The organism is Variovorax sp. FW301-JW7 (genome assembly GCF_058788795.1).
The window spans coordinates 200,931-223,254 of record NZ_JBYTBC010000002.1 but is presented as its reverse complement, the minus strand read 5'-3'; the positions used below and the strand labels follow the sequence as shown (position 1 = coordinate 223,254).

Genomic DNA, 22,324 nt, shown 5'->3' with positions numbered 1-22,324 from the left:
ATGTTGCAGAACCTAGACCTGACGAAGCTCGTCTTCGGCCGCCTCTCCTGGGAGGCGATTCCCCTTCACGAGCCGATCCTGCTCGTGACCTTCGCGGCCGTGATCCTGGGCGGCCTGGCGCTGCTGGGCGCCGTGACCTATTTCAAGCTGTGGGGCACCTTGTGGAATGACTGGATCACCAGCATCGACCACAAGAAGATCGGCATCATGTACATCATCCTGGGCCTGGTGATGCTGCTGCGCGGCTTCGCCGACGCACTGATGATGCGGGCCCAGCAGGCCGTCGCCTTCGGCGACAACGCGGGCTTTTTGCCGCCGCACCACTACGACCAGATCTTCACCGCCCACGGCGTGATCATGATCTTCTTCGTGGCGATGCCGCTGGTCACGGGCCTCATGAACTTCGTGGTGCCGCTGCAGATCGGCGCACGCGACGTGGCCTTCCCGTTCCTGAACAACTTCAGCTTCTGGATGACCACCTTCGGCGCCGGCCTCGTGATGGCCTCGCTGTTCGTGGGCGAGTTCGCCAAGACCGGCTGGCTGGCGTACCCGCCGCTGTCGGGCATCCTGTTCAGTCCTGACGTGGGGGTCGATTACTACATCTGGTCCTTGCAGATCGCGGGGGTCGGAACACTGCTCTCAGGCGTGAACCTGCTGGCCACCATCGTGAAGATGCGCGCGCCCGGCATGACCATGATGAAGATGCCCGTCTTCACGTGGACCGCCCTGTGCACCAACGTGCTGATCGTCGCTGCCTTCCCGGTGCTCACGGCCGTGCTGGCCCTGCTGTCGCTGGACCGTTACGTCGGCACCAACTTCTTCACGAACGACATGGGCGGCAACGCCATGATGTACGTGAACCTGATCTGGATCTGGGGCCACCCCGAGGTGTACATCCTGATCCTGCCGGCCTTCGGCATCTTCTCGGAAGTGGTCTCCACCTTCTCGGGCAAGCGCCTGTTCGGCTACGCCTCGATGGTGTACGCCACGGTCGTGATCACGATCCTGTCGTACCTCGTGTGGCTGCACCACTTCTTCACCATGGGCTCCGGCGCCAGCGTGAACTCGTTCTTCGGCATCACGACGATGATCATCTCGATCCCCACAGGGGCGAAGATCTTCAACTGGCTCTTCACCATGTACCGCGGCCGCATCCGTTTCGAGCTGCCCATGATGTGGACCATCGGCTTCATGATCACCTTCGTGATCGGCGGCATGACCGGCGTGCTGCTGGCCGTGCCCCCGGCCGACTTCGTGCTGCACAACAGCCTGTTCCTGATTGCCCACTTCCACAACGTGATCATCGGCGGCGTGCTGTTCGGCATGCTGGCGGGCATCACCTACTGGTTCCCGAAGGCCTTCGGCTACAAGCTCGATCCGTTCTGGGGCAAGTGCTCGTTCTGGTTCTGGATCGTCGGCTTCTGGATGGCCTTCATGCCGCTGTACATCCTGGGCCTGATGGGCGTCACCCGCCGCATGAGCCACTTCCAGGACATGTCGCTGCAGATCTGGTTCCAGGTCGCCGCCTTCGGCGCGGTGCTGATCGCCCTGGGCATCGCCTCGTTCCTGATCCAGCTGGTGGTGAGCTTCATCCGCCGCGAGTCGCTGCGCGACACCACGGGCGACCCGTGGAACGGCCGCACGCTGGAGTGGTCGACCTCGTCGCCGCCGCCGGCCTACAACTTCGCGTTCACGCCGCGCGTGCATGACAACGACGCCTGGACCGACATGAAGGCCCGCGGCTACCAGCGCCCGCTGGACGGCTTCAGCCCCGTGCACATGCCCAAGAACACGGCCGCCGGCTTCATCATCGCGGCACTGAGCGCGGTGTGCGGCTTCGCCCTGATCTGGCAGATGTGGCTCGTGGCCGGCATCGGCTTCGTGGCCATGCTGGCCGCGATCATCGCCCACACCTTCAACTACAAGCGCGACTACTACATCCCCGCGGAAGAAGTCGTTCGCACCGAAGAAGCACGCACGCGCCTCTTGGCCACCGCCCATGTCTGATACCACCGCCCTCCCCTCCCGGAACGCGAACGCACCGGCGTTCGACCTGTTCCACGTCCGCAACGAGGACCACCACCCCGAGAACGGCACGCTGCTGGGCTTCTGGCTCTACCTGATGAGCGACTGCCTCATCTTCGCGTGCCTGTTCGCGGTGTACGGCGTGCTGGGCCGCAACTACGCGGCCGGCCCCTCGGGCGCCGACCTGTTCGATCTGCCGCTGGTGGCGATGAACACCTCGCTGCTGCTGCTGTCGTCGATCACCTACGGCTTCGCGATGCTCGAGATGCAGCGCAAGCGCATGGGCGGCGTGCTGCTGTGGCTGGGCATCACCGGCCTTCTCGGCCTGGGCTTCATCGGCCTGGAGCTGTACGAGTTCGCGCACCTGCTGCACGAAGGCGCCGGCCCGCAGCGCAGCGCCTTCCTGTCGTCGTTCTTCGCGCTGGTGGGCACGCACGGCCTGCACGTGAGCTTCGGCATCATCTGGCTGGTCGTGCTGATGGTCCAGCTGCCCAAGCACGGCTTCACCGCCGCCAACCGCCGCCGCCTGATGTGCCTGTCGATGTTCTGGCACTTCCTGGACGTCGTGTGGATCGGCGTCTTCACCTTTGTCTACCTCATGGGATCGATGGCATGAGCGCCCCCGCACACACCGCCACCGCCGCACACGGCCACGGCGCACACGACAGCCACGGTCACGGCGACCACCACGACGACGGTCCGGTCAGCCACAGCACCTTCAAGGGCTACATGACCGGCTTCGTGCTGGCCGTGATCCTGACCGCGATCCCGTTCTGGCTCGTGATGGGCAAGGTGATCGCCAACCCGAGCACCACCGCCCTCGTCATCCTCGGCTTCGCCGTGGTGCAGATCGTGGTCCACATGGTGTACTTCCTGCACATGGACGCCAAGTCCGAAGGCGGCTGGAACATGCTGGCGCTGATCTTCACGCTGGTGCTCGTGGTCATCACGCTGGCCGGCTCGCTGTGGGTCATGTATCACATGAACACCAACATGATGCCGGCCATGGTCCACGACATGAAGAACATGCCCTGATGGCCCCGGCCGCCCGCCCGCGCTCCGTTGTCACGCGTGCGGCGCTGGCGGTCTGCGCCCTCCTCGCCTTTGCCGGCTTTCTTGCGCTCGGCACCTGGCAGGTCGAGCGCAGGGCCTGGAAGCTCGATCTCATCGCCCGCGTCGACCAGCGCGTGCACGCACCGGCCGCCGACGCGCCGGCGCGACCCGAATGGCCCACGGTCAACGCGGCCAACGACGAATACCGGCACGTGCGCCTTCGCGGCACGCTCCTCCATGACAAGGAAGCGCTGGTGCAGGCCAGCACCCGGTTCGGTGCCGGCTTCTGGGTGCTGACCCCGCTGCGCACCGCCGACGGCAGCGTCGTGCTCGTCAACCGCGGCTTCGTGCCGCCCGAGGCGCGCGAGCGCGCGGCGCGCACCGCGCCCGAGCCCCAGGGCGACACCACCGTGGCCGGCCTGCTGCGCCTGACCGAGCCCAAGGGCGGCTTCCTGCGCACGAACGACCCCGCGGCCGACCGCTGGTTCTCGCGCGACGTGCAGGCCATTGCCGCCGCGCGCGGCCTGGCCGACGTGGCGCCGTACTTCGTCGATGCCGAGGCCGGGCCCGCGCCCGCACAGGCCGCGCCCACCTGGCCGGCCGGCGGCCTGACCGTCATCGCCTTCCCCAACAGCCACCTCGTCTACGCCCTCACCTGGTACGGGCTGGCGCTGATGGTGCTCGGCGCCTATGGGTTCGTGTGGCGCGACGACCGGCGCCGGCGGGCGGCCCCCGGCGGCAGCGGCGAAAATGCACCGCATGCCGACGCCGCACGCCCCGACCCCGCCGATGCCCGCCGCGACTGACAAGCTCGTCGCGGTGGCCGGCGAGCTGCACGCCCCGCGCGCGGGCGTTGCGAGCCTGGACAACGCCATCGGCCACCAGAACATGCAGCAGCTGATCCAGCTGCGCTGGTTCGCCGTGGTCGGGCAGGTGGCCACCATCCTCGTGGTGCACTACGGCTTCGGCATCCGGCTGCCGCTGAACCACATGCTGCAGGTGCTCACCTGCCTCGCGCTGTTCAACATGGTGAGCCTGCTGCGCCTGCGCATCCATGGCCGCGTGACCAACGAAGAGCTGTTCGTCGCGCTGCTGGTCGACGTGGCCACGCTCACGGCCCAGCTGTACCTCAGCGGCGGCGCCACCAACCCCTTCGTCTTCCTGTACCTGCTGCAGGTGATCCTGGGCGCGGTGCTGCTCAAGGCCTGGTCGACCTGGACCATCGTGGTCATCACCGGCCTGTGCTTCGCGGGCCTGGCGCTGTTCTCGCGCCCGCTGCCCTTGCCGCTGGACCACGACCGCGGCCTGTGGAGCCCCTACGTGCAGGGCATGCTGGTGTGCTTCGCGCTCAACGCGGCGCTGCTGGTGGTCTTCATCACCCGCATCAGCCGCAACCTGCGCGTGCGCGACGCGCGCCTGGCCGACCTGCGCCAGCGCGCCTCCGAAGAAGAACACATCGTGCGCATGGGCCTGCTGGCCTCGGGCGCGGCGCACGAGCTGGGCACGCCGCTGGCCACGCTGGCCGTGATCCTGGGCGACTGGCGCCGGCTGCCGCACTTCAGCTCCGACCCCGAGCTGCTGCAGGAAGTGGCCGAGATGGAAGTGCAGATCCAGCGCTGCAAGAGCATCGTGAGCGGCATCCTGCTGTCGGCCGGCGAGACGCGCGGCGAATCGTCCGAAGAGACCACCGTGCGCACCTTCCTGGACGACCTCGTCGAAGAATGGCGCACCACGCGCCCGGTCGAGGAGTTCGACTACGAGAACCTGTTCGGGCAGGACCTGCCCATGGTGTCCGACTCGGCCATCAAGCAGATGGTGTGCAACGTGCTCGACAACGCGCTCGAGGCCTCGCCGCACTGGCTGCGCCTGGAGGCCACGCACGACGCCGACGCGCTCACCATCACCGTCACCGACGCGGGCCCCGGCTTCATGCCGGCCATCCTCGCGGAGTTCGGCAAGCCCTACCAGTCGAGCAAGGGCCGACCCGGCGGCGGGCTGGGCCTGTTCCTGGTGGTGAACGTGGCGCGCACCCTGGGCGGACGCGTCGCCGTGCGCAACCGCCCCGAAGGCGGCGCCATCGTGACCATCACGCTGCCGCTGGCGGCCATCGTGCTCGAAGAGGACGACGAAGCAGCCGCCCCCCTCGCGGACTCCGCCGCCCCCCCAGCCCCGAGCAGCCCATGACCCACACACCCGACACCGCCGAAGTCCGCCAGCTGCTCATCGTCGAGGACGACGAGGCCTTCGCGCGCACGCTCGCGCGCTCGTTCGAGCGGCGCGGCTACGTGGTGGTGCATGCCCGCAACCTCGAGGAGGTGGAAGCGCTGCTCGAGGAAGGCGACGGCCCCTCGCCCGGCTACGCCGTGGTCGACCTGAAGCTCAACGGCGAGGCCTCGGGCCTGGCCTGCGTGCAGATGCTGCACCGGCACGACGCCGAGATGCTGATCGTGGTGCTCACCGGCTTCGCGAGCATCGCCACCGCCGTCGAGGCCATCAAGCTCGGCGCCTGCCACTACCTGGCCAAGCCCTCGAACACCGACGACATCGAGGCCGCCTTCGGCCGCGCCGCCGGCACCACCGAGGTCGAACTGACCAACCGCTCCACCTCGATCAAGACGCTGGAGTGGGAGCGCATCCACGAAATGCTGGCCGAGACCGGCTTCAACATCTCGGAAACCGCGCGCCGGCTCGGCATGCATCGGCGCACATTGGCACGCAAACTCGGCAAACAGCAGGTCAAGTAACATGATCTGCCGGTTTCGCGAATTCTTGCGAAACCAACACCGACCCCGGAGGCTCTGTTCCTGATGACGAATAGCCCGCCGCTGCAGCTGCAGCCCGCCCGTTCCACCGATCTGCAGAAAAAGCAGGCGTCCGCCGCGCGCGACCAGACCGCGATGGAAGAGCTCTTCAACGCCCTGAGCCACGGACTGGGCCTGCTGCTGGCGATCGCCTCGCTGCCGATCCTGGTCTACAGCGCCGCCCAGAAGGGCCAGGCCGCGGCCGTGGTGGGCGCCTCGCTCTTCGCGGGCACGGCCATCGTGCTGTACCTGATCTCCACGCTGTACCACGCGCTGCCCATCGGCCGCGCCAAGGCCTGGTTCAACCGGCTCGACCACGCGGCCATCTACCTGTTCATTGCGGGCAGCTACATGCCCTTTCTGTTCGGCGTGCTGCGCGGTCCCTGGGGCTGGACGCTGTTCGGCGCCGTCACCGCCGCCGCCGTGCTGGGCGTGGGCGCCAAGCTGTTCAACCGCCTGCAGCACCCGCTGTGGTCCACCGGCCTGTACGTGGCGATGGGCTGGATGGCGCTGATGGCGGCGGTGCCGCTGTACGAGCGCATGTCATCGGCGGGGCTGGCCTGGCTCGTGGCCGGCGGGCTGTTCTACACGGCCGGGGCCGTGGTGTTCCTGTTCGACAACAAGGTGCGCTATGCGCATTCGGTGTGGCACCTTTTTGTTTTGGCCGGCAGCACCTGCCATTTCTTCGCCGTGCTCTGGCACGCGCACGGCTGACCGCACGTCCTCAGTAGTGGGGAGGAAGTTCGTCGCGCAGGTTGCGTGCGCCTCCGTCTTGTCCCGCGTTCTGGCTTTGCAGCCTGAGCTGCGCGACCTGCAGGATCAGGCTGTCGATCTGCTGCTGTTGCCGGTAGATCGTCATGTTCAGCTGCTCGAGCAGGTCTTCGGCATAGCTCGACTTGATCTCGAGGTCGTTCAGGCGCTCTGTCACGTCGTTCGGTGAATGTTCCATGCCGCTATTGGACAGGAAGATCCACCGACTTTCCGTGCGACGACACCCTGCCCGACGCCTGCGCATGCGTCCTGGCCTCAAGGTGCCTTGTACGACTTGGTGCTGTACAGCTCGACCGGCAGCTTCTGCAACAGCGACAGGCCCGAGCCGACATCCTTGGGCTTGGACTCGATGTAGTTGAAGAACACGTCGGCATCGAGCACGCCGATGTCCAGGCGCCGCGCCGCGGGCACGGCGGCCAGCGTCTTGTAGCCGTCGCCGCCGCTGGCGTTGAAGCTCAGCACGAACAGCTTGTAGGTCTTGTCTAGGTCGAGCGGGCCCCACACGCCGGTGCCGGGCGCGCGCACCTCGATGTTGCTGGCGCGCTGACCGTTGGCCTGCGTGGCGTCGACGTCGAAGCGCAGGCCGCCGGTGTAGGGGTACGGGCCGGTGGAGCCGCCCGGGCCGTACACGGCCTGCAGGCCGTCTTCGAGCATGCCCTTGACCTCGCGGCCGGTGACGTCGAGGCGGAACAGCATGTTGCCGAAGGGCAGCACCTGGATCACGCTCGCCGCCGTGACGTTGCCCGGCACCAGCGGAATGCGCGCGCCGCCGCCGCTTTGCAGCGAGATGTCGGCGCCGCCGTACTTGCTGTGGCCGATCTCCAGATAGGCCTGCGCCGCCATCTGCTGGATGTCGCCGCCGCGCAGGCTCACGCTGCCCAGCGCGTTGCACGAGACGCTGGAACGCGAGTAGTCGACGGTGCCCGTGCCGCCGGGCACGCGGCGCGAGCACAGCTCTTCGGTCACGGTGGCCACCAGCGTGGTGTTGAACACCGCCACCTTGTCCTTGAAGGGCTGCAGCACGGCAGTGGCCGTGGAGTCGGGCGCGGTCACGCGCAGGAAGCCGCTGGCCGCCACGTCGGCCAGGAGGGCGCTGCGCTGGTTGGCATCGACGGCCTTGCCGCCGACGCGGAAGTCGTCGCCGATCAGCACGTGCGGCGTGCCGCTGCAGGCCGTGACGTCGCCCTTCTCGTCGAAGCTCACCTTCAGTTCGCCCACCACCTGGCTGTACTCCCAGGCGTGGACCAGGCAGACCTTCTTGCCGTCCTTGTCGGTCAGGGCCGTGGGGTAGGCGCCGGCCGGCGAACCCACGCCATAGCGGGTGAGCGCGTCGGGGCCGATGAGCGTGTGCGAGTCACCGCCCACCACGACGTCGACGCCGCTCAGGCGCGACGCGACCTGCTTGTCGTATTCGTAGCCGATGTGGCTCATGACGACGATCTTGTTCACGCCCTGGGCGCGCAACAGGTCGATCTCGCGCTGGGCGGCGACGGTTTCGTCCTCGAAGGTGGTGTCGGGGTCGGGGCTGGACGAGGCCTTGGTCTTGCCCGCGATGGTCAGGCCGACCAGGCCGATCTTCTCGCCGCCGCGTTCGAGCACCGTCGAGCGCTTCACGTAGCCGGGCGCCTTCGACGGGTGCAGCGCCGAGTTGGCGCCGAAGTTCACGTTGGCGCTGAGCACCGGCGTCTGGCACGTGCCCTTGCGCAGCAGGTCGAGAAAGCCCTTCAGGCCGGTGTCGCCCTTGTCGAACTCGTGGTTGCCCAGCGTGAAGGCGTCGAAGCACACGGTGTTCATCAGCGCCGCATCGGCCTCGCCGTCGGCGCCCGCGCGGTTGAAGTACAGGGTGCCGGTGAGCGCGTCGCCGGCATGCAGCTTCAGCACGTTCGGCGACTGGGCGGCCAGCGCCTGGATCGCCGCGGTGACGCGCGGAAAGCCCGCCGCATTGACCGTGACCGCCACCGGCGCGCCGCCGCCTGCGTTGAGCTGCAGCGTCTTGTCCTTGGCTTCGAGGTTGGAGTGGTGGTCGTCGATGTGCAGGATCGTGAGGTCGATCGCCTTGCCCTGCGGCGCGGGCGCGGGGGCTGGTGCCGGCGGCGGCGCCACGGCGATCGGCGGGAACGCGACACCGCCGCCCCCACCGCCACCGCATGCGGCCATCACGCAGGCTGCAATCACCGTGGCAGCTGCTCCCACGACCCGTCGACTGTTGTTCCTCACCATCTCGCACTCCGCTCCTGTTGATCGAGCGGGGATGCTGGCAACGGCGCATGACGTGTCCATGAAAGCACCTCATCGGGTGCGGGGTGAGGCGCCTTACGCGTTCTGACCGAGTGCTTCAGCGTGGCCTCGTGCAGGCTCATCGCCGCGCAGGAATGCAAACACCACGACCGCCGTCAGCACCGTCACCCCGGCCAGCACGCACAACAGCGTCCCGAACGCCACGCCATACGCCTGCAGCAGCGCCGCGCGGTCCATGCCCGGCAGCAGAGCCAGCGCCTGCGCCAGGTCGCCCGTCGCCACGCGCTGCGCCGCCTGCGACACCGCGACGGACGAAGGCGACGATGACGCCTTCAGTTGCAGCGCCACGAGGGCCGTGAGCCCCGCCCCCACCAGCGCCAGCGCGATGCCCTCCCCCGCGACGCGCACCGTGTTGAAGATGCCCGACGCCATGCCCGCCCGCTCGCGCGGCACCACGCTCACGGCCAGGCCGTCCATCAGTCCCCAGGGCAGGCCGATGCCCGCGCCGATCAGCAGCAGCGGGCCCACGAGGCCGTGCAAGGGCGTGCCCGGCGCGCAGCGGCTGAGCCACACAAGCCCCGCCGCGCACACCAGCAGCCCCACGGCCGAAATCACACCCGCCGAGAACCGGTGTGCAAGCCACGCCGCGAGCGTCGGCACCACGAGGATCGGCCCCGACAGCGCGAACATGAAGCCGCCCGCCTCCAGCGCGCTGCGCCCCTCGAGCCCGATGAAGCGGATCGGCAGCAGCACCAGCAGCACGACAAAGCCGTAGGCCGGCGCCGCGGCCAGCAGTTGCACGCCGACGAAGCGCGGAAAGCGGAACAGCGACAGGTCGAGCATCGGATGCGCCACGCGCCGCTCGATGGCGATGAAAGCCGCGCCCATGGCCAGCGCGCCGGCCAGCGCCGCGAGCACCCACGGGCTGCCCCAGCCGCTGTCGGGCGCCTGCAGCACGCCCAGCGTGAGCAGGCTCAGTGCGGCCGTGAAGCTGAGCGTGCCCGGCACGTCCAGCCCCCTCGCCTGCGGGTTGCGCGACTCGCGCATGCGCGGCGCGGCCAGGCCCAGCGCAACGAGGCTCACGGCGCCGGGGCTCAGCATCACGGCGTGCCAGCCGACGGTGTCGGCCAGCCAGCCCGAGAGGATCGATCCGCACGACAGCCCCACGCCGAACGAGGTGCCGATGAGGCTGAACGCCCGCAGCCGCGCCGGCCCGTCGAACAGCTGCGCCAGCGCAGCCGTGCCGGCTGCGAAAGCGGCTGCCGAGCCCAGCCCCTGCACGGCGCGCGCGAGATCGAAGGCGACGATGCCCGGCGCCAGCGTCAGCAGCGCGCTGCTCAGCGCCACCACCGCCAGGCCCAGCAGGAAGACGCGCTTGCGCCCATACGCATCGGCCAGCGCGCCGGCCGCCATCAGCGTGGCGCCGAAGCTCAGCATGAAGGCGTTGGTCACCCAGTTGAGTTGCACCGGCGTGCCGCCCAGCGCGTCGCGGATCGCGGGCAGCACCACGGCCGGGCCGGTGAAGCTCAGCGGCATGCCGAGCGCGGCCAGGCAGACGGCGGCGAGCAGCCAGGCCTTGTGGGAATCGGGGGAGGACATCGGGAGGGCTTTCACGCGGGAGAAGGAAAAGGAAGGAAATGCGTGAAGCGAAGATAAAAAGGATTCAATGAAACGAAAATGGGCCTTCAGCTCCTCACACTGCCAACCCCAGGTTGCCAATCAAGCCCATGGACAGCTTCAGCGGACTCGAATCCTTCGTGCGGGCGGCCGACCTGCAGAGCTTTGCGCGGGCGGGCCGCGACCTGGGCATCTCGGCCTCGGCCGTGGGCAAGAACGTCGCGCGGCTCGAGGCGCAGGTGGGCGTGCGGCTGTTCCACCGAACCACGCGGCAGGTGCGGCTCACGGCCGAGGGCGCGATGTTCCATGAGCGCTGCCGCCGCATCCTCGACGAGCTCGGCGATGCGCGCGCCATGCTGCAGGACGCCGTCGCCACACCGCGCGGCCGCCTGCGCGTGAGCCTGCCGACCATCGGCTACCGCTTTCTGCTGCCGATCCTGCCGGCGTTCAAGGCACGCTTTCCCGAGATCGAACTCGACCTCGACTTCAACGACCGGCTGGTCGACGTGGTGGCCGAAGGTGTCGACGTGGCCATCCGCAGCGGCGAGCTGGTCGACTCACAGCTCGTGGCGCGCCGGCTCGGCCCGTTCAGCTTCGTGCTCGCCGCCTCGCCGGCCTACCTGGCGCAACACGGCGTGCCGCAAGTGCCGGCCGACCTCGCCCGTCACAGCTGCCTGCGCTACAAGTTCGTGACCGGCGGAAAGATCGAGGACTGGGACCTGCCCGGCCTGCCGCCCCAGCTGCCGCCGGGCCTGGTCTGCAACAACATGGAAGCCATGCTGGGCGCCGCCGTCGCGGGCCTGGGCATTGCGTACATGCCCGACTTCCTGGCGCGCGACGCGCTGCGCCGTGGTGAACTGCAGCGCGTGCTCGCCGCGCACCTCGTGCGGCAGGGGCAGTTCTCGGCGCTGTGGCCTTCGAGTCGGCAGTTGTCGCCGAAGGTGCGGGCGTTTGTCGACTTCGCGAGCGAACACATGTTCACTGCGACCGCCGACGAGGAAGAGAAAGACAACCGCCCGCCGCACCGCTGAACGGCGGGCGGGGCCGGTGCGTCAGGCCGCGACCGCGAGGTCGGGCGCTTCGACCGGCTGCGGCGCTGGTGCAGCCGCCACGGGGGCCGGCTGCGGTTGCACGGGCGCAGCCGTGCGGCCCCACAGTGCCGCCAGTGTGTCCAGCGGGAACAGCGTGCGTGCATCTTCCGGCGTCGCCGCGCGCACCGTGGTGCCTGCCACGTCGTCGATGTGGGCCGCGCGCACGGCGTCGGGGCAGTGCGCCGGCACCATGAACGGCGAGTGCGTGGTGTAGAGGATCTGGTGGCCGAAGTCGTTCTCCAGGTGCGCGAGCAGATCGGCCTGCGAGCGCGCATGCAGGTGCAGCCCGGGCTCGTCGAGCAGCAGCACGACGTCACCGGCGGCCACACCCCGGGTGCCGGCGAAGAACGCGATGTAGAACGAGAAGAACCACTGGAAGCCACGGCTGCGCTCGTCGAGGTTCACCTCGACTTCGTAGGCGCCGTTCGGGTCCGACACCAGCGTCTCCAGGTGCTGCCCGTCGAGGTTGAAACGGATCTTGAGCGGGCGGTCCTTCCACAGCCGGCGGATCTCGGCGGTCACGACGGCACCGGCCCGGTTCACCAACTGATTGCGCGTCGCCAGGTCGTTCTTCGCCAGCAGGTCCTGCAGCTGCTGCGGGTCGAGCCCCGCCACCTGGCACAGCTTCTCGAAATTGCGCTCGCCCGCCGTGCGCTCGCCCCAGCCCTTGCGCGTGAGGTATTCGGCGATGTTCTGGCGGCCGGGCAGCGAGGCGTAGTCCTCGACGTAGATGAAGCGCGGCAGTTTCTCCAGCACCCAGGCGCGGGCGCGGGCCAGCGCGGGCTGGTCGTTGTCGATCGTGCGTGCCAGCTCCTCGAGCTCGGTCAGCATCTGCGCCTGCTTGTCGGCGATCTCGGCGCCGGCCGTGGCCAGCGCCTGGCGCAACGCCTGCAGCGCCAGCAGCGCGCCGGCCGACCACTTGACGAAATCGGGGCTCGGGATCATCGCGGCGTCGAAGGCGTCGGCCTCCTGTTCGAGCGGCGCCTTCAACTCGTCGGCGACCTTCTCGGCCGCGGCCTTCACGGCGGGCACGATCTTGCGCACCTTGGCCTTGATGTCGCTCACGTCGATCGACAGCGGGCCCAGGCCCTCGAAGCCGGTCGTGCGCGTGGCGCCGTAACCGCGCCCGGCCGTGACCTGGCGCACGCCGGCCGCGCGCGGCAGGATGGCGGCGAGCGCCAGCTGTTCGGAGGCATCGAGGTCCCAGCGCGTGTGCACCACCGGGGTGTCGTCGGTGCATTCGTCCAGGCGGCGGTGCCGGGGAAAGTCCTTGATGGGGCTGAGTGCCGTGAGCCCGTCGGTCGGGTTCAGGCTGTGCAACGCGCGCAGCAGGTTCGACTTGCCGCTGTCATTTCGGCCGAGGATCGCTGTGATCTGGGAGGAATCGATGGAGCCGCTGTCGTGGATCGAGCGATAGTTGGTGATCTGGAATGACGCCAAGCGCATGCAGGAATTTCTCTTCTGAATTGAATACGGGGCCGGGGAATGTATTGCATCCCCGGCCCCGTCCTGCCGATCGCGGAAGAAAAAAACTGTACGGGCCTGCGCGGCCCTACTCGGCCGCGCGGCGCAGCGTGTCGACCACCGGCCGGCGCAGCACATCGCGCAGGCCCCACCACCCCGCCGCCAGCGCGAGCACCGCACCGGCCAGCGCGCCGGCCACCGGCACGAGCGGCGACGCGGTCCAGGTGAACTCGAACACGTAGCGCGCCAGCCCCCAGCCGATCACCGAGGCCACGATGCTCGCCAGGAAGCCCGCGAGCAGGCCGACGCCCACCAGCTCAGCACGCTGCACCTGCCGCAGCAGGCTGGCGCGTGCGCCCACCGCGCGCATCACGGCGAACTCGCGCGCGCGCTCCTCGCGCGTGGCGGTCACGGCGGCGAACAGCACCACCAGCCCGGCCGCCAGCGTGAAGCCGAACAGGAACTCGACCGCGCGCACCACCTGGTCGAGCACGCGCTGCACCTGGTTGATGGTGGCGCTCATGTCGACGTTGGTCACATTGGGGAAGCTGCGCACCAGCGCGTTGTCGAAGCCGCGCGTCTCGGGCGCACGGAAGGCGCCCATGTAGGTCACGGGCACGTCGGCCAGCGAGGCCACGGTGTACATCACGAAGAAGTTGGCGTGCAGCGAGCCCCAGTCGACCTTGCGCAGCGAGGTGATGCGCGCGTCGTTCTGCATGCCGCCGATGTCGAAGCGCAGGGTGTCGCCCAGCTTCAGGCCCAGCGTCTGGGCCAGGCCTTCTTCCACGCTCACCTCGTTCTTCGCCTCGGGCGTCCAGGCGCCGGCGGTGACGCTGTTGTGCGCGGGCGCATCGGTGCTGTTGCTCAGGTTGAACTCGCGGTCCACCAGGCGCTTGGCGCGGTCCTCGGTGTAGTCGTCGGGCGTCACGGGCTTGTCGTTGATCGCCACCAGCCGGCCGCGGATCATCGGGTACCAGTCGAACTTGGCGACGCCCGCGTCGCGCAGCGTCTTCTGGAACGCCTCGCTCTGCTCGGGCATCACGTTGATGACAAAGCGGTTGGGCGCGTCGGGCGGCGTGGCCTTGCGCCAGCTCGCCACGAGGTCGGTGCGCAGCAGCACGAGCAGCACCAGCGCCAGCAGGCCCACGGCCAGCGCGCTGACCTGCACCACGGCGTAGGCCGGCCGCGCCGATATCTGCCGCGTGGCCAGCACCAGCCAGCGCGGCGCGGTGGTCTCGCTGACGCTGCGGCGCAGCACCTTCACCGCCAGCCAGCTCAGCAGCGCGAACACGGCCACGGCACCGGCAAAGCCGCCGACCGCAATGAGGCCCAGCTTGAGGTCGCTGCTGGCCGCCATCAGCAAGGCTGCGAAGCCCGCCACTCCGATGCCGAGCACGGCGAGCGACGCGGGCTTGAGCCCGCCCACATCGCGCCGGATCACGCGCAGCGGCGGCACGCGCGCCAGCTGCAGCACCGGCGGCAGGCCGAAGGCGAACAGCAGCGTGAGCCCCATGCCCAGGCCGAAGGCCACGGGCCACAGCGTGGCGGCGGGCAAGGCGGTCTCGACCAGCCCGGCCAGCAGCAGCACGAACACGTAGTGCACGGCGAAGCCGATGGCCACGCCGATCGCGCTGGCCACAGTGCCGATCACGGCGAACTCGAAGGCGTAGGCCGCGGCGATGGTGCGCTGGCTCTGGCCCAGCACGCGCAGCATGGCGCAGTCGTCCAGGTGGCTGGCCGCGAAGCCGCGCGCGGCCAGCGCCACGGCCACGGCCGACAGCAGCGCCGCGAGCAGCGCGACCAGGCTCAGGAATTTCTCGGCGCGGTCGAGTGTCTGGCGCATCTCGGGCCGGCCGCCTTCGAAGGAGTCGAGCCGCACGCCGCGCAGCTCGCCCTTCTTGATGGTGGCGTCGGCCCATTCGGTGAAGCGCTTCACGGCGGCATCGTCACCCGCCACGGCATAGCGGTAGCCCACGCGGCTGGCCGGCTGCACGAGGCCGGTGCGCGCCACGTCGGCCTGGTTGAGCATCACGCGCGGCGAAAAGCTCATGAAGCCCGCACCCCGGTCGGGTTCCAGCGTGATCACGCGGCCCACGCGCAGGCCGGTGTCGCCCAGCAGCAGCGTGTCGCCGACCTTCAGGCCCAGCGAGTCGAGCAGCGAGGCATCGACCCAGACCTCGCCCGACGCCGGCACGTCGCGCGTCACGGTGCCCGCGCCCTCGGCCGTGGTGGCCGTCTGCAGGTTGCCGCGCAGCGGATAGCCCGGCGTCACGGCCTTCAGGGCCACGAGCTTGCTGGCGCCGCCCTGGGCGTCTTCGGCCCGCGCCATGGTGGGAAAGCCGAAGGTGCCGGTGCCCGCAAGGCCCAGCGACTTCGCCTGTGCAATGAAAGTTTCGGGCGTCGGGTTGTCGCTCACGACCACCGCGTCGCCGCCCAGCAGCTGGCGCGCGTCGCGCTGCAGCCCGCCCTGCAATCGGTCGGCGAAGAAGCCGACCGCCGTGAGCGCGGCCACGGCCAGCACCACGGCCACGATCAAGAGGCGCAGCTCGCCGGCGCGCAGGTCGCGCCAGAGCGTGCGCCAGCCAAGGCGAAGGGAAGCGTTCATGGCGCGAACGATAGCCGACGCCTACCGGCACCGGCGGACTCAAGGGTTATTGCCGCACCGGCCCCTTGTCTTGCTCCTTCCCCTCCCGGGGGAAGGTTGGGATGGGGGCACGCGGCGCTCGCACGACGGTTGTGCCTGATCGAACGCCGCTGGCCCCACCCCTGCCCTCCCCCAGCGGGGGAGGGGGAAATACCGAGGGCTACGGCAACACGACGAGACCCGGCGCGCCAGCTTCCACGCGGCCGATGACCGCCGCCTGCCCGAAGCCTTCGTTGCGGAAGATCTCCAGCACCGCCTCGACCGCCTCGGCCGCGCAGCTCACGAGCAGGCCGCCCGAGGTCTGCGGGTCGGTCATGAGCGCCTGCGCGGTGGCCGGCAGGCCTTCGTGCAGTTGCACGTCGGCGCCGTAGCCCGCCCAGTTGCGGCCCGACGCGCCGGTGACCAGCCCGCCGCCGGCCATGGCGATCACGTTGTCCAGCAGCGGCACGCGCGACCATTCGACCACCGCGGCGAGCCCCGCGCCGCGCGCGAGTTCGAGCGCGTGGCCGGCCAGGCCGAAGCCGGTGACGTCGGTCAGCGCATGCACGCCGTCGAGCGCCGACAGCGCGATGCCGGGCGTGTTGAGCTTGGTCGTGTTCTCGATCAGTTGGCGGTAGCCGGCCTCGGACAGCTGCTGCTTCTTGAGCGCCGCCGACAGCACGCCCACGCCCAGCGGCTTGCCCAGCACCAGCACGTCGCCCGCCTGCGCATCGGCGTTGCGCCGCACGCGCTTGGGGTGCACCAGCCCCATCGCGACCAGTCCGTAGATCGGCTCGACCGAGTCGATGGTGTGGCCGCCCGCAATCGGAATGCCGGCCGCGCGGCACACGTCCTGCCCGCCGCGCACGATCTCGGCGATGACTTCCACCGGCAGCTGGTTGATCGGCATGGCGACCAGCGCCAGCGCCATGATCGGGCGCCCGCCCATCGCGTAGACGTCGCTGATCGCGTTGGTCGCGGCGATGCGGCCGAACTCGTAGGGGTCGTCCACGATGGGCATGAAGAAATCGGTGGTGGCGATCAGCGCCTGCTCGTCGTTGAGCCGGTAGACTGCCGCGTCGTCGGCGGTCTCGATGCCGACCATGAGCTCGGGCGGAATCAGCCCGCCCGCATGGTTCTTGAGGATCTGCGACAGCACGCCCGGCGCGATCTTGCAGCCGCAGCCGCCCCCATGCGAGAAGCTGGTGAGCCGCAGCGGCGCCAACGGATTCAGGAGCTTGGAAGGTGCGGCTTCGATCATGGCGGCAGGTCGGTCGAATGGAACAAGCCGCGATTATCGAAGCCCGCACCGCCGTCTGCCCGAGTGCCCCGACACACCCTTTTCTTTTTCCACTGAACGCGTCATCACACCATGCAAACGAAACAAACCGTGTCCCGGCTCGCCCTCGCGCTGGCCCTGTCCCTCACTGCCGTGGGCGCCTTCGCCCAGGGCGTGCTGCGCGTGTCGGCCATTCCCGACGAGGCGCCCACCGAGCTGCAGCGCAAGTTCACGCCGCTGGGCGACTACCTGAAGAAGGAAACCGGCATGGACGTGCAGTTCACGCCCGTGACCGACTACGCCGCCGTGGTCGAGGGCCTGGCCACGAACAAGATCGACCTGGCGTGGCTCGGCGGCTTCACCTTCGTGCAGGCGCGCATCCGCACCAACGGCGGCGCGGTGCCGATCGTGCAGCGCGCGGAAGACGAGGTGTTCACCAGCAAGTTCATCGTGCCGCTCGACAGCCCCGCCAAGACCCTGGCCGACCTGAAGGGCAAGACCTTCGCCTTCGGCGCACCCTCGTCCACCTCGGGCAGCCTGATGCCGCGCTACTTCCTGCTGCAGGCCGGCATCAACCCCGAGAAGGACTTCAAGACCGTCGCGTTCTCGGGCGCGCACGACGCCACCGTGGCCTTCGTGGCCGCCTCGCGCGCCGAAGCGGGCGTGCTCAACGCCTCGGTGTGGGACAAGCTGGTCGAGGCCAAGAACCCCAACGCCGCCAAGGTGCGCGTGCTGGCCACCACGCCGACCTACTACGACTACAACTGGACCGTGCGCCCGGGCCTGGACGCCGCCGTGACGAAGAAGCTGACCGACGCCTTCCTGAAGCTCGACCCGGCCAACCCGGCGCACAAGGAGATCATGGCGCTGCAGCGCGCGAGCAAGTTCATTCCCACCAAGTCGTCGAACTACGACGGCATCGAGACGGCGGGCAAGTCGGCCGGTCTCATCAAGTGAGCGGACTGCGCGGATGAGTTTTTCGCTCGACAGCGCGGGCGTGGTGCACCCCAACGGCCAGCGCGCGCTGGCCGGCGTGACGCTGGCCGCGCGCAACGGCGAGCGCATCGCGGTCATCGGGCCCTCGGGCGCGGGCAAGACCACGCTGCTGCGCGTGCTCGGCGCGGCGCTGCGGCCCGGCGAAGGCCAGGTGCAGGCGCTGGGCCAGCACCCGTGGCGGCTGCCGGCCCGTGCGCTCAAGCAGCTGCGCGCGCGCATCGGCACCGTGCACCAGGCACCGCCGATCGCGCCGCGCCTGCGCGTGGTCACGGCCGTGCTCGCGGGCCGGCTCGGCCAGTGGTCGACGGCGCGCGCGCTGGGTTCGCTGTTCTATCCATCCGACATCGCGGGCGCGCACGCGGCGCTGGCCCGGCTCGCGCTCGAAGACCGGCTGTTCGACCGCTGCGACCGCCTCTCGGGCGGCCAGCTGCAGCGCGTGGGCATCGCGCGCGTGCTGTACCAGCGCCCCGCGCTGCTGCTGGCGGACGAACCGGTGTCGGCGCTCGACCCCACGCTGGCGCACGCGGCCGTGGGCCAGCTGGTGGCGCAGAGCGAATCGACGGGCGCCACGCTGGTCGCGTCGCTGCACGCGGTCGACCTGGCACTGCGCTGGTTCCCGCGCATCGTGGGCATGCGCGACGGGCAGGTCGCCTTCGACCTGCCGGCCGCGCAGGTGACGCCGGCGCTGCTCGAGGCGCTCTACGCGAGCGAAGGCGGCGTGGCGACGCAAGGACCGGTCGCCCTCACGGCAGGCACGGTCGAGCCGGCCTTCCACCGGCCGGACTGCCCGTGACGGCGACACTCGCCCGCCCCGCCCTGCGCGATCCGCACGCGGGCCGCCGCCTGGCCGCCTGGCTCGCGGCGCTGGCCGTCGCCTGGCCGGTGCTCGCGCTCTCCGAATTCAAGCCCTGGGCGCTGTTCGGCAGTGGCAACCTCGCGGTCATCGGCGGCTTTCTTGCCGGCTTCTTTCCGCCCGACAGCTCGCCGGCCTTTCTCGCCCTGCTCGCCAAGGCCACGCTCGAGACCCTGGCCATGGCCACGGCCGGCACGGCCATGGCGCTGCTGATCGGCGCGCCGTTGGGCTTCGTGACCACGCGCGCGCTCTCCATCTCGCGCATCGGGCCCGGCCCCGGCCGCGTGCAGGCCGGCATCGTCCGCCAAGCGGCGCGCTGGCTGCTGATGGTGCTGCGCGCCATCCCCGAGATCGTGTGGGCGCTGCTGTTCGTGCGCGCGCTCGGGCTCGGCCCCGCGGCCGGCGTGCTGGCGCTGGCGATCACCTACGGCGGCATGCTGGGCAAGGTCTACGCCGAGATCCTCGAATCGACCGACACGCGCCCCGCGCGCGCCCTGCTCGAAAGCGGCAGCGGCCGGCTCGCGGCGCTGTGCTACGGCCTGCTGCCGCACACGGCACAGGAGCTGGCCTCATACACCGTGTACCGCTGGGAATGCGCGGTGCGCGCCTCGGTGGTGATGGGCTTCGTAGGCGCGGGCGGCCTGGGGCAGCTCATGGACCAGTCGATGAAGATGCTCAACGGCGGCGAGGCCAGCAGCATCCTGCTGGTGTTCCTCGCGCTCGTGCTGCTGGCCGACATGCTCAGCAACGCGCTGCGAAAGCTCCTGGCATGACGACGCTGCCGCCTCGCCCGCCCCTGTGCCTGCGCTGCTGGCTCGCCGTGGCGCTGATCGCCGCAGCCGTGGTCGCGAGCTTCGTCTACCTGGGCATCGACTACGGCGCGCTGGGCTCGGCCGAATCGCTCCGGCTCATGGGCAAGTTCATCGCCGAGTTCTTCCCGCCCGATGTGTCGCCCGAGTTCCTGGCCAAGGTCGGCCACGGCGCGCTGCAGACGCTGGCGGTGTCGGCGCTGGGCACCGTGCTGGCCGCCGTGGCGGGCGCCGTGCTCGCGCTGCCGGCCTCGGGCCGCATCGGCGGGCCGCTGCGCCATGGCGCGCGCTTCGTGCTCAACTTCCTGCGCAGCGTGCCCGAGCTGGTGTGGGCCGCGCTGATGGTGCTGGCCGCCGGCATCGGGCCGTTCGCGGGTGCGCTGGCGCTGTCGCTGCACACGACCGGCGTGCTCGGGCGCCTGTTCGCCGAAGCGCTGGAGAACGCACCGCGCGAGCCCGAGCAGGCGCTGGCGCTCTCGGGCGCGGGCCCGGTCGCCGCCTTCAGCTACGCCAGCCTGCCGATCGTGCTGCCGCAGTGGGTGGCCTACACGCTCTACCGCTGGGAAATGAACATCCGCATGGCGGCCGTGCTGGGCTTCGTGGGCGGCGGCGGGCTGGGCCAGCTGCTGTACTTCCACCTGTCGATCTTCCAGCAGCAGCAGGCGATGACGGTGCTGATCGCGATGTTCGTGCTGGTCACCTTTGTCGACTTGGCGAGTGCTCGCTTGCGAAAAGGCTTAGGTCCCGCCTACGCCTGAGTGGCCGACAATGGCGGCATGAGGTCCCTTCAGCCATGAGTCATCGCCAGCCCGTCCGGGTGGCGGACCGCCACGCCTTCGATTCGATCATCGACGCCCGCTCGCCCGCCGAGTTCGCGCTCGACCACATTCCCGGCGCCATCAACTGCCCCGTGCTCAACGACGAGGAGCGCCACATCGTCGGCACGGTCTACGTGCAGACCGGCGCCTTCGAGGCGCGCCGCATCGGCGGTGCGATGGTGGCGGCCAACATCGCGACGCACCTGCGCGACACGCTGGCCGACCGGCCCGAGAAGTGGAAGCCGCTGGTCTACTGCTGGCGCGGCGGCATGCGCAGCGGCTCGATGGTCACGTGGCTGCGGCTCGTGGGCTGGGACGCGCAGCAGCTCGCGGGCGGCTACAAGAGCTTTCGCCGGCACGTGATCTCGCAGCTCGACGCGCTGACGCCGCAGCTCGACCTGCGCGTGGTCTGCGGCGCCACCGGCAGCGCCAAGACGCGCGTGCTGCACGCGCTGGCCGAACGCGGCGCACAGGTGCTCGACCTGGAAGCCTTCGCCAACCACAAGGGCTCGCTGCTCGGCGCGCTGCCGGGCGTGGCGCAGCCCTCGCAAAAGCAGTTCGAGACACGCATCGCGACCGTGCTCGAAGCCATCGACCTCTCGCGCCCGCTGTATGTCGAGGGCGAGAGCGTGCGCATCGGGCGGCTGTCGCTGCCGCTGTCGCTGGTGGCGCAGATGCGCGCCGCGCCGTGCATAGAGGTGGAGGCCACGCCCGAGGCGCGGCTGGCCTACCTGCTGCGCGACTACGCCTACCTGGGCGACGACCGCGCGGCGCTCGCCGAAAAAATGGGCGTGCTCAAGGAACTGCAGGGCAAGGAAACGGTGACGCGCTGGCAGCAGTGGGCCCACGAGGCCGACCTGCCGCACCTGTTCGCCGAACTCATGTCGTTGCACTACGACCCGCACTACCAGAAGTCGCAGGAGACCCACTTTCGCGCGTGGGCGAAGCGCCAGCGCGTAGGGGCGACCGACCTCTCGGATCAGGGCATCGAGGCCGTGGCCGACGCGGTGCTGGCGCTCGGCGCACCGAGCCCGTCGGCGTAAAGCACGCCGCGCGGCGCGCGGCACAGGCCCCAGAACCGCAGGCCGCTGAGCTCGGCCATGCGCACGCCCATCGCGGTCGGCGCCGAGATGGTCGCCATCGCCGCGATGCCCAGGCGCGCGCACTTGCGCACCAGCTCGTGGCTGCCGCGGCTGGACATCAGCACGAAGCCTGGCTCCTGCAGCCGATTCGCGCGCGCCAGCGCGCCGAGCAACTTGTCGAGCGCGTTGTGGCGGCCGACGTCTTCCATCAGGTCGGTGAGTTCGCCGTCGACCGTGGCCCAGGCCGCAGCATGGATCGCACCGGCTTCGGCGTTGAGCACCTGGCGCGGCGGCATGGCGGCGAAGGCGCGCAGCACCGTGGCCAGGTCGATGCGTTCGATCCAGTCGCGTGGCGGCACGCGCTGCGGCGACAGGTCGAGCCCCGCGAAGCTTTCGACGCCGCACACGCCGCAGCCGGTGCGGCCCGCGAGGCTGCGACGGCGGTCCTTCAGGCGTTCGAAGCTGCGCGTGGACACTTCGAGCTGCACCTCGATGCCCGGCATGCCCTCGGGCAGGCCCGCATCGAGGGCCTCGACCGTTCGCACGTCGATGCCTCGGCAATCGGCGGCGCTGTCGAGGATGCCTTCGCTGAGCGCAAAGCCCAGCGCGAAGGCCTCGAGATCTTGTGGCGTGGCCATCATCACCGCGTGCGAGACGCCGTTGAACACCAGCGCCACCGGCACCTCGGCGGCCAGTGTGTCGTCGCGCACCACGCCCTCGGGCGCGAGGCCGCGCTCGCCGAAGACGTGCACGGCATGCCGTGCGAGGGGCGGCAGGGCGTCGGGTTCGGGGGTGTCTGTCATG

Annotated in this window: 20 protein-coding genes; 13 read left to right on the top strand and 7 right to left on the bottom strand. The window is 69.8% G+C overall.

Annotation, left to right across the window (positions count from 1 at the left end; genetic code table 11):
• The 7 genes from cyoB (at position 1) to trhA (ending at position 6,593) form a co-directional block, all read left to right on the top strand.
• Positions 1–2,007 carry a cytochrome o ubiquinol oxidase subunit I gene (gene cyoB, locus AC3WQM_RS06060; RefSeq protein WP_489059652.1) on the top strand — a complete coding sequence of 669 codons (2,007 nt, stop codon included), beginning with the start codon at positions 1–3 and terminating at the stop codon, positions 2,005–2,007.
• A complete protein-coding gene (cyoC, locus tag AC3WQM_RS06055) occupies positions 2,000–2,641 on the top strand; it encodes a cytochrome o ubiquinol oxidase subunit III (protein WP_369644430.1) in 642 nt (213 codons plus the stop codon). The genes cyoB and cyoC overlap by 8 nt, the downstream gene beginning before the upstream one ends.
• Positions 2,638–3,060, top strand: coding sequence for a cytochrome o ubiquinol oxidase subunit IV (gene cyoD, locus AC3WQM_RS06050; RefSeq protein ID WP_062469089.1), 423 nt, complete (start codon positions 2,638–2,640; stop codon positions 3,058–3,060). Before cyoC ends, cyoD begins: the two co-directional genes overlap by 4 nt.
• Positions 3,060–3,884, top strand: coding sequence for an SURF1 family protein (locus AC3WQM_RS06045; protein ID WP_492677330.1), 825 nt, complete (start codon positions 3,060–3,062; stop codon positions 3,882–3,884). Before cyoD ends, AC3WQM_RS06045 begins: the two co-directional genes overlap by 1 nt.
• Positions 3,868–5,262: an ATP-binding protein gene (locus AC3WQM_RS06040; RefSeq protein WP_492677329.1), complete on the top strand. Its 1,395-nt coding sequence runs from the start codon at positions 3,868–3,870 to the stop codon at positions 5,260–5,262. Before AC3WQM_RS06045 ends, AC3WQM_RS06040 begins: the two co-directional genes overlap by 17 nt.
• Positions 5,259–5,822, top strand: coding sequence for a response regulator transcription factor (locus AC3WQM_RS06035; RefSeq protein ID WP_062469084.1), 564 nt, complete (start codon positions 5,259–5,261; stop codon positions 5,820–5,822). Before AC3WQM_RS06040 ends, AC3WQM_RS06035 begins: the two co-directional genes overlap by 4 nt.
• Before the next feature lie 63 nt (positions 5,823–5,885).
• Positions 5,886–6,593 (top strand): PAQR family membrane homeostasis protein TrhA, encoded by a 708-nt coding sequence (trhA, locus tag AC3WQM_RS06030; RefSeq protein WP_492677328.1) that lies wholly within the window; start codon positions 5,886–5,888, stop codon positions 6,591–6,593.
• 10 nt (positions 6,594–6,603) lie between these two features.
• Here trhA and AC3WQM_RS06025 read toward each other — a convergent pair whose 3' ends face one another.
• The 3 genes from AC3WQM_RS06025 to AC3WQM_RS06015 all read right to left on the bottom strand — a co-directional run bounded on the left by AC3WQM_RS06025 (position 6,604) and on the right by AC3WQM_RS06015 (position 10,487).
• Positions 6,604–6,828 (bottom strand): SlyX family protein, encoded by a 225-nt coding sequence (locus AC3WQM_RS06025; protein WP_062469081.1) that lies wholly within the window; start codon positions 6,826–6,828, stop codon positions 6,604–6,606.
• A gap of 77 nt (positions 6,829–6,905) precedes the next feature.
• A complete protein-coding gene (locus AC3WQM_RS06020) occupies positions 6,906–8,870 on the bottom strand; it encodes a bifunctional metallophosphatase/5'-nucleotidase (protein ID WP_492677327.1) in 1,965 nt (654 codons plus the stop codon).
• A gap of 93 nt (positions 8,871–8,963) precedes the next feature.
• Complete coding sequence (locus AC3WQM_RS06015; protein ID WP_492677326.1) at positions 8,964–10,487, bottom strand: MFS transporter; 1,524 nt, start codon at positions 10,485–10,487, stop codon at positions 8,964–8,966.
• A 128-nt stretch (positions 10,488–10,615) separates the two neighbouring features.
• Between AC3WQM_RS06015 and AC3WQM_RS06010 the strand changes: the two genes are divergently transcribed.
• Complete coding sequence (locus tag AC3WQM_RS06010; RefSeq protein ID WP_492677325.1) at positions 10,616–11,536, top strand: LysR family transcriptional regulator; 921 nt, start codon at positions 10,616–10,618, stop codon at positions 11,534–11,536.
• 21 nt (positions 11,537–11,557) lie between these two features.
• On the opposite strand, the gene AC3WQM_RS06005 is transcribed toward AC3WQM_RS06010, so the two are convergent.
• The 3 genes from AC3WQM_RS06005 to selD all read right to left on the bottom strand — a co-directional run bounded on the left by AC3WQM_RS06005 (position 11,558) and on the right by selD (position 16,944).
• Positions 11,558–13,042 carry an AAA family ATPase gene (locus AC3WQM_RS06005; protein WP_492677324.1) on the bottom strand — a complete coding sequence of 495 codons (1,485 nt, stop codon included), beginning with the start codon at positions 13,040–13,042 and terminating at the stop codon, positions 11,558–11,560.
• A gap of 106 nt (positions 13,043–13,148) precedes the next feature.
• The gene (locus tag AC3WQM_RS06000; protein ID WP_492677323.1) at positions 13,149–15,665 is read right to left on the bottom strand and encodes an ABC transporter permease; all 2,517 of its coding nucleotides are present in this window, start codon (positions 15,663–15,665) and stop codon (positions 13,149–13,151) included.
• A gap of 199 nt (positions 15,666–15,864) precedes the next feature.
• Positions 15,865–16,944 carry a selenide, water dikinase SelD gene (selD, locus tag AC3WQM_RS05995; protein WP_369631720.1) on the bottom strand — a complete coding sequence of 360 codons (1,080 nt, stop codon included), beginning with the start codon at positions 16,942–16,944 and terminating at the stop codon, positions 15,865–15,867.
• A gap of 111 nt (positions 16,945–17,055) precedes the next feature.
• Between selD and AC3WQM_RS05990 the strand changes: the two genes are divergently transcribed.
• Genes AC3WQM_RS05990 through mnmH form a run of 5 tightly spaced genes read left to right on the top strand, consistent with a single transcriptional unit; the run spans position 17,056 to position 21,481 of the window.
• Positions 17,056–17,919, top strand: coding sequence for a putative selenate ABC transporter substrate-binding protein (locus tag AC3WQM_RS05990; protein ID WP_492677322.1), 864 nt, complete (start codon positions 17,056–17,058; stop codon positions 17,917–17,919).
• A gap of 13 nt (positions 17,920–17,932) precedes the next feature.
• Entirely contained in the window at positions 17,933–18,751 is an 819-nt protein-coding gene (locus tag AC3WQM_RS05985) for a phosphonate ABC transporter ATP-binding protein (RefSeq protein WP_492677321.1), read from the top strand.
• Complete coding sequence (locus AC3WQM_RS05980) at positions 18,748–19,584, top strand: PhnE/PtxC family ABC transporter permease (protein ID WP_492677320.1); 837 nt, start codon at positions 18,748–18,750, stop codon at positions 19,582–19,584. Before AC3WQM_RS05985 ends, AC3WQM_RS05980 begins: the two co-directional genes overlap by 4 nt.
• Complete coding sequence (gene phnE / locus AC3WQM_RS05975; protein WP_369631717.1) at positions 19,581–20,378, top strand: phosphonate ABC transporter, permease protein PhnE; 798 nt, start codon at positions 19,581–19,583, stop codon at positions 20,376–20,378. Before AC3WQM_RS05980 ends, phnE begins: the two co-directional genes overlap by 4 nt.
• 35 nt (positions 20,379–20,413) lie before the next feature.
• Positions 20,414–21,481, top strand: coding sequence for a tRNA 2-selenouridine(34) synthase MnmH (mnmH, locus tag AC3WQM_RS05970; RefSeq protein ID WP_492677319.1), 1,068 nt, complete (start codon positions 20,414–20,416; stop codon positions 21,479–21,481).
• Here mnmH and fdhD read toward each other — a convergent pair.
• Entirely contained in the window at positions 21,418–22,323 is a 906-nt protein-coding gene (gene fdhD, locus AC3WQM_RS05965) for a formate dehydrogenase accessory sulfurtransferase FdhD (protein ID WP_492677318.1), read from the bottom strand. The genes mnmH and fdhD overlap by 64 nt on opposite strands.
• Between the last annotated feature and the right edge of the window lies 1 nt (position 22,324).